Source organism: Streptomyces sp. NPDC052721, from assembly GCF_040678315.1.
In the GTDB taxonomy this organism is placed as follows: domain Bacteria; phylum Actinomycetota; class Actinomycetes; order Streptomycetales; family Streptomycetaceae; genus Streptomyces.
Window position 1 is genome coordinate 67,259 of sequence record NZ_JBFATL010000024.1, and the last position, 13,137, is coordinate 80,395.

The 13,137-nt window shown below is 74.5% G+C and carries 13 protein-coding genes and 1 pseudogene; 6 read left to right on the forward strand and 8 right to left on the reverse strand.

Annotated elements, in window-relative coordinates; all coding sequences use genetic code 11:
* Window positions 1-41: 41 nt before the first annotated feature.
* Together AB0L21_RS22775 and AB0L21_RS22780 are read right to left on the reverse strand one after the other, a co-directional pair.
* Window positions 42-977, reverse strand: a complete 936-nt coding sequence (locus tag AB0L21_RS22775) for a hypothetical protein (protein ID WP_365786000.1) — start codon at window positions 975-977, stop codon at window positions 42-44.
* A gap of 1 nt (window position 978) precedes the next feature.
* On the reverse strand, window positions 979-1,494 hold the full coding sequence (locus tag AB0L21_RS22780; RefSeq protein ID WP_365786002.1) for a sigma-70 family RNA polymerase sigma factor: 516 nt from the start codon (window positions 1,492-1,494) through the stop codon (window positions 979-981).
* A 365-nt stretch (window positions 1,495-1,859) separates the two neighbouring features.
* On the opposite strand from AB0L21_RS22780, the gene AB0L21_RS22785 reads away from it, so the two are divergent.
* The gene (locus AB0L21_RS22785) at window positions 1,860-2,879 is read left to right on the forward strand and encodes an aspartate-semialdehyde dehydrogenase (RefSeq protein ID WP_365786004.1); all 1,020 of its coding nucleotides are present in this window, start codon (window positions 1,860-1,862) and stop codon (window positions 2,877-2,879) included.
* Window positions 2,880-2,982: 103 nt separating this feature from the next.
* Here AB0L21_RS22785 and AB0L21_RS22790 read toward each other — a convergent pair whose 3' ends face one another.
* Window positions 2,983-3,462 (reverse strand): DUF1203 domain-containing protein, encoded by a 480-nt coding sequence (locus tag AB0L21_RS22790; protein WP_365786006.1) that lies wholly within the window; start codon window positions 3,460-3,462, stop codon window positions 2,983-2,985.
* Window positions 3,463-3,574: 112 nt separating this feature from the next.
* Between AB0L21_RS22790 and pepN the strand changes: the two genes are divergently transcribed.
* Together pepN and AB0L21_RS22800 are read left to right on the forward strand one after the other, a co-directional pair.
* Complete coding sequence (pepN, locus tag AB0L21_RS22795; protein ID WP_365786008.1) at window positions 3,575-6,151, forward strand: aminopeptidase N; 2,577 nt, start codon at window positions 3,575-3,577, stop codon at window positions 6,149-6,151.
* 65 nt (window positions 6,152-6,216) lie between these two features.
* A pseudogene (locus AB0L21_RS22800) lies at window positions 6,217-6,372 on the forward strand (GntR family transcriptional regulator); the annotation flags it as partial.
* A 93-nt stretch (window positions 6,373-6,465) separates the two neighbouring features.
* On the opposite strand, the gene AB0L21_RS22805 reads toward AB0L21_RS22800, so the two are convergent.
* Both AB0L21_RS22805 and AB0L21_RS22810 read right to left on the reverse strand, forming a co-directional pair.
* Window positions 6,466-6,732, reverse strand: a complete 267-nt coding sequence (locus AB0L21_RS22805) for a hypothetical protein (RefSeq protein WP_365699881.1) — start codon at window positions 6,730-6,732, stop codon at window positions 6,466-6,468.
* A gap of 196 nt (window positions 6,733-6,928) precedes the next feature.
* Complete coding sequence (locus AB0L21_RS22810) at window positions 6,929-7,885, reverse strand: EamA family transporter (protein ID WP_365786010.1); 957 nt, start codon at window positions 7,883-7,885, stop codon at window positions 6,929-6,931.
* A gap of 123 nt (window positions 7,886-8,008) precedes the next feature.
* Here AB0L21_RS22810 and AB0L21_RS22815 point away from each other — a divergent pair, with 123 nt between their 5' ends.
* Complete coding sequence (locus tag AB0L21_RS22815; RefSeq protein ID WP_365699877.1) at window positions 8,009-8,509, forward strand: MarR family transcriptional regulator; 501 nt, start codon at window positions 8,009-8,011, stop codon at window positions 8,507-8,509.
* Between the two features lie 163 nt (window positions 8,510-8,672).
* Here AB0L21_RS22815 and AB0L21_RS22820 read toward each other — a convergent pair whose 3' ends face one another.
* From AB0L21_RS22820 to AB0L21_RS22830, 3 genes are all read right to left on the reverse strand, one after another.
* Entirely contained in the window at window positions 8,673-8,954 is a 282-nt protein-coding gene (locus AB0L21_RS22820; protein WP_356338383.1) for a hypothetical protein, read from the reverse strand.
* Window positions 8,955-9,020: 66 nt separating this feature from the next.
* Entirely contained in the window at window positions 9,021-11,093 is a 2,073-nt protein-coding gene (malQ, locus tag AB0L21_RS22825; RefSeq protein ID WP_365786012.1) for a 4-alpha-glucanotransferase, read from the reverse strand.
* On the reverse strand, window positions 11,094-11,339 hold the full coding sequence (locus AB0L21_RS22830; RefSeq protein ID WP_365699873.1) for a hypothetical protein: 246 nt from the start codon (window positions 11,337-11,339) through the stop codon (window positions 11,094-11,096).
* A gap of 156 nt (window positions 11,340-11,495) precedes the next feature.
* Here AB0L21_RS22830 and AB0L21_RS22835 point away from each other — a divergent pair, with 156 nt between their 5' ends.
* Both AB0L21_RS22835 and AB0L21_RS22840 read left to right on the forward strand, forming a co-directional pair.
* Window positions 11,496-12,104 (forward strand): RNA polymerase sigma factor, encoded by a 609-nt coding sequence (locus tag AB0L21_RS22835; protein WP_059261577.1) that lies wholly within the window; start codon window positions 11,496-11,498, stop codon window positions 12,102-12,104.
* Window positions 12,101-13,045, forward strand: coding sequence for a zf-HC2 domain-containing protein (locus AB0L21_RS22840; protein ID WP_365786014.1), 945 nt, complete (start codon window positions 12,101-12,103; stop codon window positions 13,043-13,045). The genes AB0L21_RS22835 and AB0L21_RS22840 overlap by 4 nt, the downstream gene beginning before the upstream one ends.
* Window positions 13,046-13,137: the final 92 nt, after the last annotated feature.

Genomic DNA, 13,137 nt, shown 5'->3' on the forward strand with positions numbered 1-13,137 from the left:
GGGCGGGCGTCCGGACGGACCCCCGCCCCTCCTCTTTTCCCTCAGGACGCGTCGTCCGAGGGGCACGTCAGGGTCCGGGAACCGGGCAGGGCGTCGGTGATCCAGGCGCGTGCGGCGGCCACGCGGGAGTCGCCGACGGCCCACAGGCTCGCGTACCGCTCGCCCCGACCGACCCGCACCAGCACGTGCTGTCCCGCGCGCGGTGCCGGCCGCGCGTCCGCGTCGAGCAGGAAGCCGGCCTCGGCCGGGCCGTGCGCCGGCCGGTAGGAGCGGATCACGGTCAGCGTGACCCGGCTGCCGGGCGCGTCCTCGTCCCGTGCCACCCGCGCCACGGTGCCCTCCACGACGAGCCGGGAACAGGCCAGCTCCCGCTCCGGGTCCGCCGGCCGCCCGCCGGCCCCGGCCTCCCGGCCCGTCGCGTCGACGTCGCCCTTGGCCGCCGACGACGCCCCGCCCTTGTCGTCCGCCCCGCCACCGCCCTGGGTCACGAGCCAGCCGAAGCCCAGGACCAGGGAGAACGCCGCGGCACCGGCGAGCGAGCCGAGCGCGGTCCGCAGGGCCCGGCGGGGCCCACTCGCCCGCCCGGGGCGGGGCGGCCGGCCCGGCCGGGCGGGAGCGGAGGGGCGGGTGCGGCTGCGGGGATGCGGGGGTGCGGTGGGGGGCAGGGGGGACACGGCGTCCGGGGACGCCCCGGCCCCTTCCCCGGTGCTCTCCTCCCCCGTCAGCGCCTCGGCCAGCCGCACCAGCTGGTCCCGCAGCACGGCCACGTCGGCCTCGGCCGCCCGGTGCGCGGCGAGGAAGGCGGGGTCCCGCCGGGCCCCCTCCGGCAGGGGTCCACCGGTGATCGCGGCCATCAGGGCGTCCATGCCGTCGTACTCCCGGTGCTCCCCGTCCTCCCCGTTCTTCCCGTTCTTCCCTGCACGCTCGGCGCCCCCGAAATCCCCGGCGTCCCGCGCGTCCTCGTGTTCGGCGGTCATGTCACGCCACCTCGTCCTCGTGCAGCCGGTCGCGCAGTGTGCGGACCGCCGTGTGCAGCCTGCTCTTGACCGTGCCCTCCGGGATGCCCAGTTCCTCGGCGATGTCCCGCACCGGCAGGTCGGCGAAGAAGCGCAGCACGACCACCTGCCGCTGGGCGGCCGGCAGCTCGTCCAGCCCCCGTGCGACGGCGAGGGACAGCAGGCTGGTCTCCTCGCCGGAGGCGGGCGCGGGCCCGCGCAGCGCGGCCAGCCGCTCCCCCAGCCGCTCCTGGCGCCGCTTGGCCCGGTGCCAGTCCATGGCCAGGTTGGAGGCGACCACCGCCGCCCACGCCGACACGTCCCGCGGTGCCTCCCGACCGCTCGCGGCCCGCTCCAGCAGCCGCAGCCGGACCTGCTGCACCCCGTCCGGCAGGTCCGACTGCGGCACCCCGCCGAGCGCCAGCACCGCCCGCACCCGGCGTTCCTGGGCCGCGTCCAGCGGATCGCCGCCGGTACCGTCCGTACCGTCGGCGTACACCGCCCCTCGGTCGCGGCGCGCCCTTCCGCGCAGCACAAGCCACCCCCTCCCGCGTTTGCCCCTACGACGTGGCGGCGGACCGAAACGTTCGGCCGGCACCGGAAGTCTTCAGAGGCGTACGTCACACCCCCGTATGGCCCGGACCCGGACGGGCAGGGGCGGGACGGCACAGCTTCCGGCGCGGACCCCCGGTGGAGGGAATTTCTGCAGCTCAGCGGGGTGCGCGGCGGAGGTATGGAACCGTCCGCCGGGTGATCGTGTCCCACTCTTCGGGCACGCGCGGCAAAGAATTGGACAGGTGGACCGGGGTCGGCCGCATGATGGAAACGCCCCGGTCAGGCAAGAGACACATAGAGGGAGTCGCTGTGAGGGTCGGAATCGTCGGAGCCACCGGTCAGGTGGGCACGGTCATGCGCAGGATCCTCGCGGAGCGGAACTTCCCGGTCACGAAGCTGCGCCTGTTCGCCTCGGCCCGTTCCGCCGGGACCGTGCTGGACGGCGTGACGGTGGAGGACGCGGCGACCGCCGACTACAGCGGCCTGGACATCGTGCTCTTCTCCGCGGGCGGCGCGACCTCCAAGGCGCTGGCCGAAAAGGTCGCCTCCCAGGGCGCCGTCGTGATCGACAACTCCTCCGCCTGGCGCAAGGACCCCGAGGTCCCGCTGGTGGTCTCCGAGGTGAACCCGCACGCCATCGCCGACCGCCCCAAGGGCATCATCGCCAACCCGAACTGCACCACGATGGCCGCGATGCCGGTGCTCAAGCCGCTGCACGAGGAGGCCGGCCTGGAGGCGCTGGTCGTCGCCACGTACCAGGCGGTGTCCGGCTCGGGTCTCGCGGGCGTGGCCGAGCTGCACGGCCAGGTGCAGAAGGTGGCCGCCGAGGCCGACAAGCTCACCCACGACGGCGCGGCGGTCGACTTCCCCGAGCCGCAGGTCTACAAGCGCGCCATCGCCTTCAACGTGCTGCCCTTCGCGGGCAACCTCGTCGACGACGGTCTCAACGAGACCGACGAGGAGCAGAAGCTGCGCAACGAGTCCCGCAAGATCCTGGAGATCCCCGGTCTGAAGGTCTCCGGCACCTGTGTGCGCGTCCCGGTGTTCTCCGGCCACTCCCTCCAGGTCAACGCCCGCTTCGCGCGCCCGATCTCCCCGCAGCGCGCGACCGAGATCCTCTCCGGCGCCCCCGGCGTGGCCCTCTCCGACATTCCGACCCCGCTCCAGGCGGCCGGCCAGGACCCGTCGTACGTCGGCCGCGTCCGCCGCGACGAGACGGTGGACAACGGCCTCGCCCTGTTCATCTCCAACGACAACCTCCGCAAGGGCGCCGCACTGAACGCGGTGCAGATCGCGGAACTCGTGGCGGCGGAACTGTCGGCGAAGTAACCCACACCTCCGACAAGGGGCGGCCCCTCCGGGCCGCCCCTTTCGCGTCCACCTGGCGGGGATCCCGCTCGCAGCTCCGTTCGAGGGCGGCGCCTTGCGCGGCCTACCCCCGGCGCACCTCGTACAGGAAGCACCCGTACTCCACCGCCCGCACATGCACCACCGCCACCTCCGGGTCGGCGAAGGCCTCCGTGAGGGCGGGGGCGAAGGCGTCCGGGTGCTCCACCAGGCGGCCGCCGAGGATGCGGCCGTCGCCCGAGTAGCGGCGCAGGACGCGGTGGGAGTTGGTGAAGGGCAGGGCGTCGCCGGCCGGGCCCGGGCACTCCTCGGCGTGGACGAAGACCGGGCCCTGCTCGTCGTAGGCCCCCGGGTCGGCGCCCGTCCCGGCCGCCCAGCGGCGCAGCGGCGCGTACGAGACCAGGGCGATCCGTTCGCCGGGCACGCTGTGGCGCAGGCAGCAGCGCAGCGGGGCGCCGCCCTCCTCGTCGGTCACCGGGACCGGGGGGCGGCCGGCGTCGTCGGCGGTGCGCAGCTCCTTCAGGACGGCCGGGTCGACGGGGCGTGCCGTGTGTGTCGTCGTCATGGGTCCAGCGTCGGGTTCCGGCGGCGCGCCGACCGGCGGGATACGGACATCGCGTTCCCCCTCGATCCCATGGAAGGATGACGCAACCGACACATAACGAGGAGATGACCGCGTGCCTGGCACAAACCTGACTCGCGAAGAGGCGCAGCAGCGGGCCGAGCTGCTCACCGTTGACTCGTACGAGATCGATCTCGACCTCTCCGGCGCGCAGGAGGGCGGTACCTACCGGTCCGTGACCACGGTGCGCTTCGACGTGGCCCGCGGCGGTGCCGAGTCCTTCATCGACCTGGTGGCCCCGGCCGTCCACGAGGTGGTCCTCAACGGTGACCACCTGGACGCCGCCGAGGTCTTCAAGGACTCGCGGATCGCGCTGCCCGGGCTGCTGGAGGGGCCCAACGTCCTGCGGGTCGTCGCGGACTGCGCCTACACCAACACCGGCGAGGGCCTGCACAGGTTCGTCGACCCGGTCGACGACCAGGCCTACCTCTACACCCAGTTCGAGGTCCCGGACGCCCGCCGCGTCTTCGCCTCCTTCGAGCAGCCGGACCTGAAGGCCACCTTCCAGTTCACCGTGAGGGCGCCCGAGGGCTGGACGGTCATTTCCAACTCGCCGACCCCGGAGCCGAAGGACAACGTCTGGGTCTTCGAGCCGACCCCGCGGATCTCGACGTACATCACCGCGCTGATCGTCGGCCCGTACCACTCCGTGCACAGCGTGTACGAGAAGGACGGGCAGTCCGTGCCGCTCGGCATCTACTGCCGGCCCTCGCTCGCCGAGTTCCTGGACTCCGACGCGATCTTCGAGGTCACGCGGCAGGGCTTCGACTGGTTCCAGGAGAAGTTCGACTACGCGTACCCGTTCAAGAAGTACGACCAGCTCTTCGTGCCCGAGTTCAACGCGGGCGCGATGGAGAACGCGGGCGCGGTGACCATCCGCGACCAGTACGTCTTCCGGTCCAAGGTGACCGACGCGGCGTACGAGGTCCGCGCGGAGACCATCCTGCACGAGCTGGCCCACATGTGGTTCGGCGACCTGGTCACCATGGAGTGGTGGAACGACCTGTGGCTGAACGAGTCGTTCGCCACCTACACCTCCATCGCCTGCCAGGCCGCGGCCCCCGGCTCGCGCTGGCCGCACTCGTGGACCACGTTCGCCAACTCGATGAAGACCTGGGCGTACCGGCAGGACCAGCTGCCGTCCACGCACCCGATCATGGCGGACATCCGCGATCTGGACGACGTCCTCGTCAACTTCGACGGCATCACGTACGCCAAGGGCGCCTCCGTCCTGAAGCAGCTCGTCGCCTACGTCGGCGAGGACGAGTTCTTCAAGGGCGTGCAGGCGTACTTCAAGGCGCACGCGTTCGGCAACACGCGCCTGTCCGACCTGCTGGGCGCCCTGGAGGAGACCTCCGGCCGCGACCTGAAGACCTGGTCGAAGAAGTGGCTGGAGACGGCCGGCATCAACATCCTCCGCCCGGAGGTGGAGACCGACGCCGAGGGCCTGATCACCTCCTTCGCCGTCCGCCAGGAGGCCCCGGCGCTGCCCGCCGGCGCCAAGGGCGAGCCGACCCTGCGCCCGCACCGCATCGCGATCGGCCTCTACGACCTGTCCGACGCCGGCAAGCTGGTGCGCGGCGACCGGATCGAGCTGGACGTCGACGGTGAGCTGACGGCCGTACCGCAGCTGACGGGCACGCGCCGCCCCGCGGTCATCCTCCTCAACGACGACGACCTGTCCTACGCCAAGGTCCGCCTGGACGAGGAGTCGCTGACGACCGTCACCGAGCACCTCGGCGACTTCGAGGCGTCCCTGCCGCGCGCCCTGTGCTGGGCGTCGGCCTGGGACATGACGCGGGACGCCGAGCTGGCCACCCGCGACTACCTCTCCCTGGTGCTGTCCGGCATCGGCAAGGAGTCCGACATCGGCGTCGTGCAGTCCCTGCACCGCCAGGTCAAGCTGGCCATCGACCTGTACGCCGCCCCGGCCGCCCGCGAGGCCCTGCTGACCCGCTGGACCGACGCCACGCTGGCCCACCTGCGCGCGGCTGAGCCGGGCAGCGACCACCAGCTGGCCTGGGCGCGTGCCTTCGCGGCGACCGCGCGCACCCCGGAGCAGCTGGACCTGCTGGAGGCCCTGCTCGACGGCACGCAGACCGTCGAGGGCCTGGCCGTGGACACCGAGCTGCGCTGGGCGTTCGTCCAGCGGCTCGCGGCCGTCGGCCGGTACGACGAGGCGGAGATCGCGGGCGAGTACGAGCGGGACAAGACGGCCGCCGGCGAGCGGCACGCGGCCACCGCCCGCGCGGCCCGCCCGACGCCGGAGGCGAAGGCGGAGGCCTGGTCCTCGGTCATCGACTCCGACAAGCTGCCGAACGCCGTGCAGGAGGCCGTGATCGGCGGCTTCGTGCAGATCGACCAGCGGGAGCTGCTCGCGCCGTACACGGACAAGTACTTCGAGGTCGTCAAGGGCATCTGGGACTCCCGTTCGCACGAGATCGCCCAGCAGATCGCGATCGGCCTCTACCCGTCCGTCCAGGTCTCCGAGGAGACCCTGGCCAAGACGGACGCCTGGCTGGCCTCGGCCGAGCCGACCGCGGCCCTGCGCCGCCTCGTCTCGGAGTCCCGCGCGGGCATCGAACGGGCCCTGAAGGCCCAGGCGGCGGACGCGGCGGCCTCCGCCGAGTAGCCGCCGATACGGCGACGGGGGCGCCCGGTGCGGCACCGGGCGCCCCTGCGCGTTGGCGGTCTGCACAGGAGCAGTACCAGGCGTTGCGGCTGCCCAGCGATCTTCCGGTACTCCGTACCCTGCGCGTGGTCTACAGCGACGACGACCGGCCCATCGAAGCCACCGTCATGGTCAAGGCAGGTCATCTCTACGAGTTGCAGTACGAGTTCTCGCCGGAGTGACCGGTTCGGCGGGGGCGGCATGCCGATGCCGGGCGGGCTCGGGCCCGTCCGGCATCGGGGTTGGGTTCAGCGGTCCGGGACCGTGACCGGCTGTCAGTTGACGACGACCACCACGACGCCGCCGCCGCCGAAGCCGGGGACGAAGCCCGAGCCGTAGAAGCCGTTGCGGAAGCCGTTGTAGAAGCCGTTGCCGTAGCAGTTGTTGAACCCGAAGCCGCGGTCGAAGCAGCCGCGGTTGGTCGTGACCTGATGCGGGGTGGCCGCCGAGGCCGTACCCGCCGTACCGATCGCGGCACCACCCGCCAGGAGGACGCCGGCGGCGGATACCGCGAAGAGACGCCTCACGCTACGTACTGTCATGGGCCTACCTTCCTTCCACGCCCGCACGGGGTTTCCGGTCCGGGGGCGATGGCCGCGGCCGCGGTGCGAACGTGGCACGGCGCGGTCGTAGGTGTTGCCGCGGGGGACGAGCAGCAGGCCTGGCCACATCGGCTGCCGGTCCCGGTGAACAGGGCACTCGCCGCCTGCGGCGGGCACACCCCTGATCGCGGCCCTTTTACTTCACGCTAACCGGCCTTCGGTGAGTCAGCATCTCGGGCCGCGACGGACCGTGACTCCCCGGCCGCCGACGATTCCGTCCGGTGAACGGTCCCCGCCCGCCTCCGGACTGCCCCGCCACGGTTGCCCCGAACGCCAGCGCCATGCCCGCCAGCTGCACCGGGGTGAGCGTCTGGCCGAGGGCCGCCCAGCCGGTGACCGCCGCGGTCAGCGGGGAGAGGGGGCCCAGGAAGGCGGCCTGGGTGGCGGGGAGCCGGCCGATGCCGCGGAACCAGAGCCAGTAGGCGACGGCCGTGTTGGCCAGGGCGAGGTAGAGGTAGCCGCCGGCTGCACGGACGTCGAGGGCGGGCGGGGCGCCCTCGGCCAGGAGGGCGACCGGGGCGATGAACAGGCCGCCCGCGGTGAGCTGCCAGCCGGTGAGCGCGAGCGGGCCGACCCCGTCCGGGCGGCCCCAGCGCTTGGTCAGCACGGTGCCGGCGGCCATGGCGGCGGTGGACGCGAGGGCCGCGAGGACGCCGACCAGGTCGAGCGCGCCGGCCCCCTTCAGCACGACGAGGCTGACTCCGCACGCGGCCATCAGCCCGGTGAGCAGCGTGCGCGGGGCCGGTCGCCGGCCGAGGAGCAGGGCGGAGAGTCCGACGACGAACAGCGGGCCGGCCGAGCCGACGACCGCGGCCATCCCCCCGGGCAGCCGGTACGCAGCGACGAACAGCAGCGGGAAGAACGCGCCGATGTTGAGTGCCCCGAGCACGGCCGCCTTGGCCCACCAGGCGCCGCGCGGCAGCACCCGGGTGAGGGCGAGCAGCAGCAGCCCGGCGGGCAGGGCGCGCGCCAGGGCCGTGAACAGGGGGCGGTCCGGCGGCAGGAACTCCGTGGTGACCGCGTACGTCGTGCCCCAGGAGATGGGGGCGAGGGCGGTGACGGCGATGACCGTGGTGCGGGGACGGATGGGCATGGCAGTGGCCCCTTCCGGAAGCGTGCGCGGCCTGGTGGCTCACCCTTAAGTAGCTTAGTCCTAAGCAACTTAGCGTCAAGTGGCTTTCTTGCGGGCGAGCGGAATCGGGCCGATACTCAGCGCATGCAGCCACAGCCCGCCGACACCGTCGACGCGATCATCGAGCAGTGGGCGCGCGTGCGGCCCGATCTGGACACCCGCGCCATGGAGGTCTTCGGCCGGATCTTCCGGCTCTCGCGCGCGATGGGCGACCGGATGGAGAGGGCGTACAAGCCCTACGGCATCTCCCGCGGCGAGTTCGACGTCCTGGCCACCCTGCGCCGGTCCGGCGAGCCGTACACCCTCTCGCCCCGCCAGCTGTCGGCCACGCTCATGCTCACCACCGGCGGGATGACCGGCCGGCTCGACAAGCTGGAGAGCGCCGGACTGCTGCGCCGCTCCCCCGACCCGCACGACCGGCGCGGCCTGAAGGTGACGCTCACCGAGGAGGGGCTGCGGCTGATCGACGAGGCGGTGGGCGCCGGGCTGGCGGAGGAGAGCGCCGCCCTGTCCGCCCTGGACGCCGAGGAGGCCGGCCACCTGGCCGGACTGCTGCGCAAGCTGCTCGACGCGACGGCCGGCTAGCCGCCGTCGGCAGCGCGGAGGACGTTCACGAGGACGCCGGGGGCGCTCGCGAAGACGCCGAGCGCGTTCACGGAAACGCCGGAGGCGCCGGTCTCACCCGGGTACGGCGTGCGCGCGTACCGACGGGAGGACCGGCGCCCCCGGCGAACGAACCGACGGTCGGTCAGGCCTTGGCCTGTGCGTCGGACTTGACGTTGATGTTGGACGAGGTGGTGTCCTTCTTGGCCCGGGACTTGTCGAGGGCCATCACCAGACCGGCGATGACCAGGAACAGCACCACCGGGGCAAAGACGTACAGGCCCAGCGTCTCGATGACGCTCAGGCCCTTGCCGGGGTCGTCGCCGTCGTCGCGGGTCAGCGCGAGCGCGGGGGACGACATGAGCAGCATCATCAGCGTCGTACCGGCGGCCAGGGCGCCGGCGCGCAGGGCGTTCTTCTTGTCCACGGAATCAAGTTAGCGAACCGCCGCCGGGGCCGCGCGGCCGGGGTGCCCGTACGGGGGCGGGGGCGGTCAGCGCAGCACCTCCAGCAGGGCCCGGAGCCGGGGAGAGGTCACCAGTTCCTCCAGGGGCACGGGGCGGCCGTCGGGGTCGGCGACCGGCAGCCGCCAGTTCGGGTACTGGTCCCAGGTGCCCGGCAGGTTCTGCGGGCGGCGGTCGCCGATGCCGTCCGGGAGCCAGACGCCGATCAGCCGGGCGGGGGTGCGCAGCAGGAAGCGGTGGACGGCGCGGATCTCCTCCTCCTCGTCGGAGCCGGGCGGTCCGGCCGCCGGGCTGTCCAGCAGACCGAGGCTGCCGAGCAGGGCGAGCCACTCCGCGGTGTCGGCGGCGGCCTCGGCGCGTTCCTCGGCGGCCGAACGGGTGAGCAGGCCGAGGCGGTCGCGCAGCTCGACGTGGTCGCCGGTGAGCCGGGCGGCGGTGGGCGGCAGGTCGTGGGTGGTGGCGGTGGCCAGGCAGTCGGCGCGCCAGCGGTCGGGCGGCAGCGGGTGGCCGTCGCCCTCCCAGTCCCGTTCGAACCAGAGCACGGAGGTGCCGAGCACCCCGCGCCGCTGGAGTGTCTCGCGCACGCCGGGCTCGACGGTGCCGAGGTCCTCGCCGATCACGACGGCGCCCGCGCGGGCCGCCTCCAGGGCCAGGATCGCGAGCATGGCGTCGGCGTCGTAGCGGACGTACGTGCCGTCGGTGGGCGGGCTGCCCTGGGGGACCCACCAGAGCCGGAACAGGCCCATGACGTGGTCGATGCGCAGGGCGCCGGCGTAGCGGAACAGGGCGCGCAGGAGATCGCGGTAGGGGGCGTGGCCGGTAGCGGCGAGCCGGTCGGGGCGCCAGGGCGGCAGCCCCCAGTCCTGGCCGCGGGCGTTGAAGGCGTCCGGCGGGGCGCCGACGGACATCCCGGCGGCGAACACGTCCTGCTGGGCCCAGGCGTCGGCGCCCGCCGGGTGCACGCCGACGGCGAGGTCGTGCACGATCCCGACGGGCATGCCGGCCTCGCGGGCGGCGCGCTGGGCGGCGCGGAGCTGGCCGTCGGTGAGCCAGGCGAGGCGGGTGTGGAACTCCACCCGGTCGGCGAGCTCCCCCCGCGCCCCGGCCGTGGCGGCCGAGCGGGGGTCGCGCAGCCCGTCCGGCCAGCGGTGCCAGTCGGAGCCGTGGATCTCGGCGAGGGCGCACCAGGTGGCGTGGTCGTCCAGGGCCTGGCCGTGGGCGGCGCGGAAGGCGTCGTAGGCTGCCTGGCGGCCGGGCCCGAGAGGGACCCGCGCGACCAGCTCCAGCGCCTCCCGCTTCAGCTCCCACACCGCGTCCCGGTCGATGAGGGCGCCCTTGTCCAGGACGGCGGCGCGCAGCCGTCCGGCCCGCTCCAGCAGCCCGTCGAGCCGCTCGCGGTCCTCGGCGTACGCGTACTCGGGGACGTCCTCGATCCGCAGGTGGACGGGGTCGGGGAAGCGGCGGGAGGAGGGTCGGTACGGGGAGGGGTCGGTGGGGGCGCCGGGTACGGCCGCGTGCAGCGGGTTGACCTGGACGAACCCGGCGCCGGCGGTGCGTCCGGCCCAGCCGGCCAGCTCGGCGAGGTCGGCGAGGTCGCCCATGCCCCAGGAGCGGCGGGAGAGCAGGGAGTAGAGCTGGACGAGGAGGCCGTAGGAGCGACCGGGCGGGGCGGGCAGCCGGTCCGGGGCCACGACGAGACACGCCTCACCGCTGCGCCCGTCGGGCGCGGTGGCGGTCAGCCGGTGGACGCCGAGCGGAAGATCCCCGGCGCCGTCCCGTTCCTCCCCGTCCTCGGTCCGGACGCGCAGCCGGGTGCCGGCGGGCAGCGCGGTGAGGGCGGCGGGCGGTTCCGCGCCGGCCCACTGGACCACCGTCGGCGGCAGCAGGCGCTCGCGCAGTTCACGCTCCCGGGCGGCGAGGGCGGCGCGTACGGCGTCCGGGCCGGCCGCGTCGACGCCGAGAGCGGCGAGGGCGGCGGTCACGGCGGAGGCGGGGACCTGGACGGTGCGGTCCGGGGCGGGGCGGTAGGACGTGGCGACCCCGTGCAGCTCGGCGAGCCGGGCGAGGTCCGCGGTGGGGTGCTCGTCGGGCGCCGCGGCCATCTACAGCCCCGGCGCGAAGGAGTCCGGGACCGGGTCGGACTCGCTGGTCAGCGGGGCGGCCTCGGCGAGCGGGGGCTCGCTGGTCAGGGGCTCGGCGTCGGGCAGCGGCGGCTCGCTGGTCAGCGGTGCCTGCGCGCAGGCGCTCTCCGCGCTGAACACCCACAGCGGCGCCGCGTCGGTCTCGGCGGACGGCTCCGCCACGGGTTTGAGCTGGGCCGGGATCGTGAGTCGGACCGGTACGGCCACGGGGGACTCCTTGTCGGTGTGCGGATGCTGCGGCTTTGGACGGGTTACGGCAGGCCTACCCCGTGAGCCCGCCGCCACGCGCGGCAAAAACCGGGGCCGGGGTGATCCGGCACGGGCCCTGTGATCGATAGAGGGGGTGTGAGACTGTTCCGCCCCATGGGGGGCCAGCGGGAGAAGGACGACGGGAGCGGCGGGGACGCGGCCCTGTTGCGGGCCGTCGCGCAGGGGGACGCCTCGGCGATGGCCGCCCTGTACGACCGGCACGCCGGGTGGCTGCACGCGCGGCTGACGCGCCGGTGCGCCGACCCCGAGCTGGTGCGGGAGGTGCTCCAGGACACGTTCGTCACGGTGTGGCGGTCGGCGGCCGGGCACCGCGGCCAGGAGGCCGGCGGCTGGCTGTGGACGATCGCCGCGCGCCGGCTGGTCGACGCGCGGCGGGCGCAGGAGCGGGCCGCGCGGGTCGCGGGACCGCTGCCGGAGCCGGAGTCCTCCGGGCGGTACGGGTCCGCCGCCGCGCCGTCCGCCGAGGACCGGGTGCTGGCGGGTCTGGAGTACGGCGATGTGGGCACCGCGCTCGACCGGATCTCCCCCGAGCTGCGGGAGGTGCTGCGGGCCACGGTCGTCGACGGGCTGAGCACCCGGGAGGCGGCCCGGCTCCTCGGCATCCCGGAGGGCACGGTCAAGTCCCGGGCCCGCCGCGCCCGCGCGGAACTGCGCGAAGCGCTGGCCCAGCTGAACCCGTCCCCGTTGGGAGGCACGGCATGACCCACCGCGACAGCCACCAGTGGCACATCCCCGGCGACCAGGTCACCCGCTACGCCGAGGGCACCCTGCCGGACCCGGACGCCTGGTCCCTGGAGAAACACGTGGAGGACTGCGCGACGTGCGCGTCCCGGGTGTCGGCCGCGGTACGCGGCACGGCGGCGGGGACGGTCCTCGCGGCGGTACGGACGGCGGTGCTGGAGTCGGCGCCGGGGGCGGTCGCAGCGGCGGAACCGGTCGCCGGGCGGGCGGGTGGGACGTCGGCGCCGGAAGCCCTCCTGCCGGGCCGCCCGCCGGCCGGCGGGCGGCCCGGCTCGTCGCGGCTCGCCCGGCTGCTGTGGGCCGCCGGGCCCGCCGTGCGCGGGGCCTGGCTGCCGGCCGTGCTCGGCGTGGCGGTGGCCGCGCTGGCCATGTCGTACGGGGCCGGGTTCCCCGGGGCACGCGCGTTGCTGCTGGCCATCGCCCCCGTGGTGCCCGTCGCCGGGGTCACCCTGTCCTACGGCCCGCACGCGGACCCCTTGCACGAGGTCACCGCGGCCACACCGGGCGGCGGGCTGCGGCTCGCGCTCACCCGTACGGTCGCCGTGCTCGCGGTGAGCCTGCCCCTGCTGACCCTCACCGGGCTGCTGCTGCCCGCCTCGGGTGCCCCCGCCGCGGTGGCCTGGCTGCTGCCCGGGCTGGCGCTGGCGCTGGCCTCGCTGGCCCTGGCCTCCTTCGTCGGGTGCCGTGCGGCGGCCGGGGTGACGGGCGGCGGCTGGCTGTGCGCCGTCCTGGCACCGGTGGCGGTCGCGCCGGGCGGTGCGGCGACCCTGCGGCTGGCCGAGCAGCTCTCCCGCTGCCTGGACGGCGTCGCCGCGCAGAGCGCGTGGGCGGCGGCTGCCGTCCTGAGCGCGACCCTGCTGACGGCACGGCGTCCGGCGTACGACCGCCCCCTGCGCCCGTGACGACGCCCTCGCCGCTTCCCGCAGGGTCCTGCGCCACAGCCACGCTCACCAGGCTCACCAGAGCCTGCCGCCCCGATCACTTCTGACCCGAA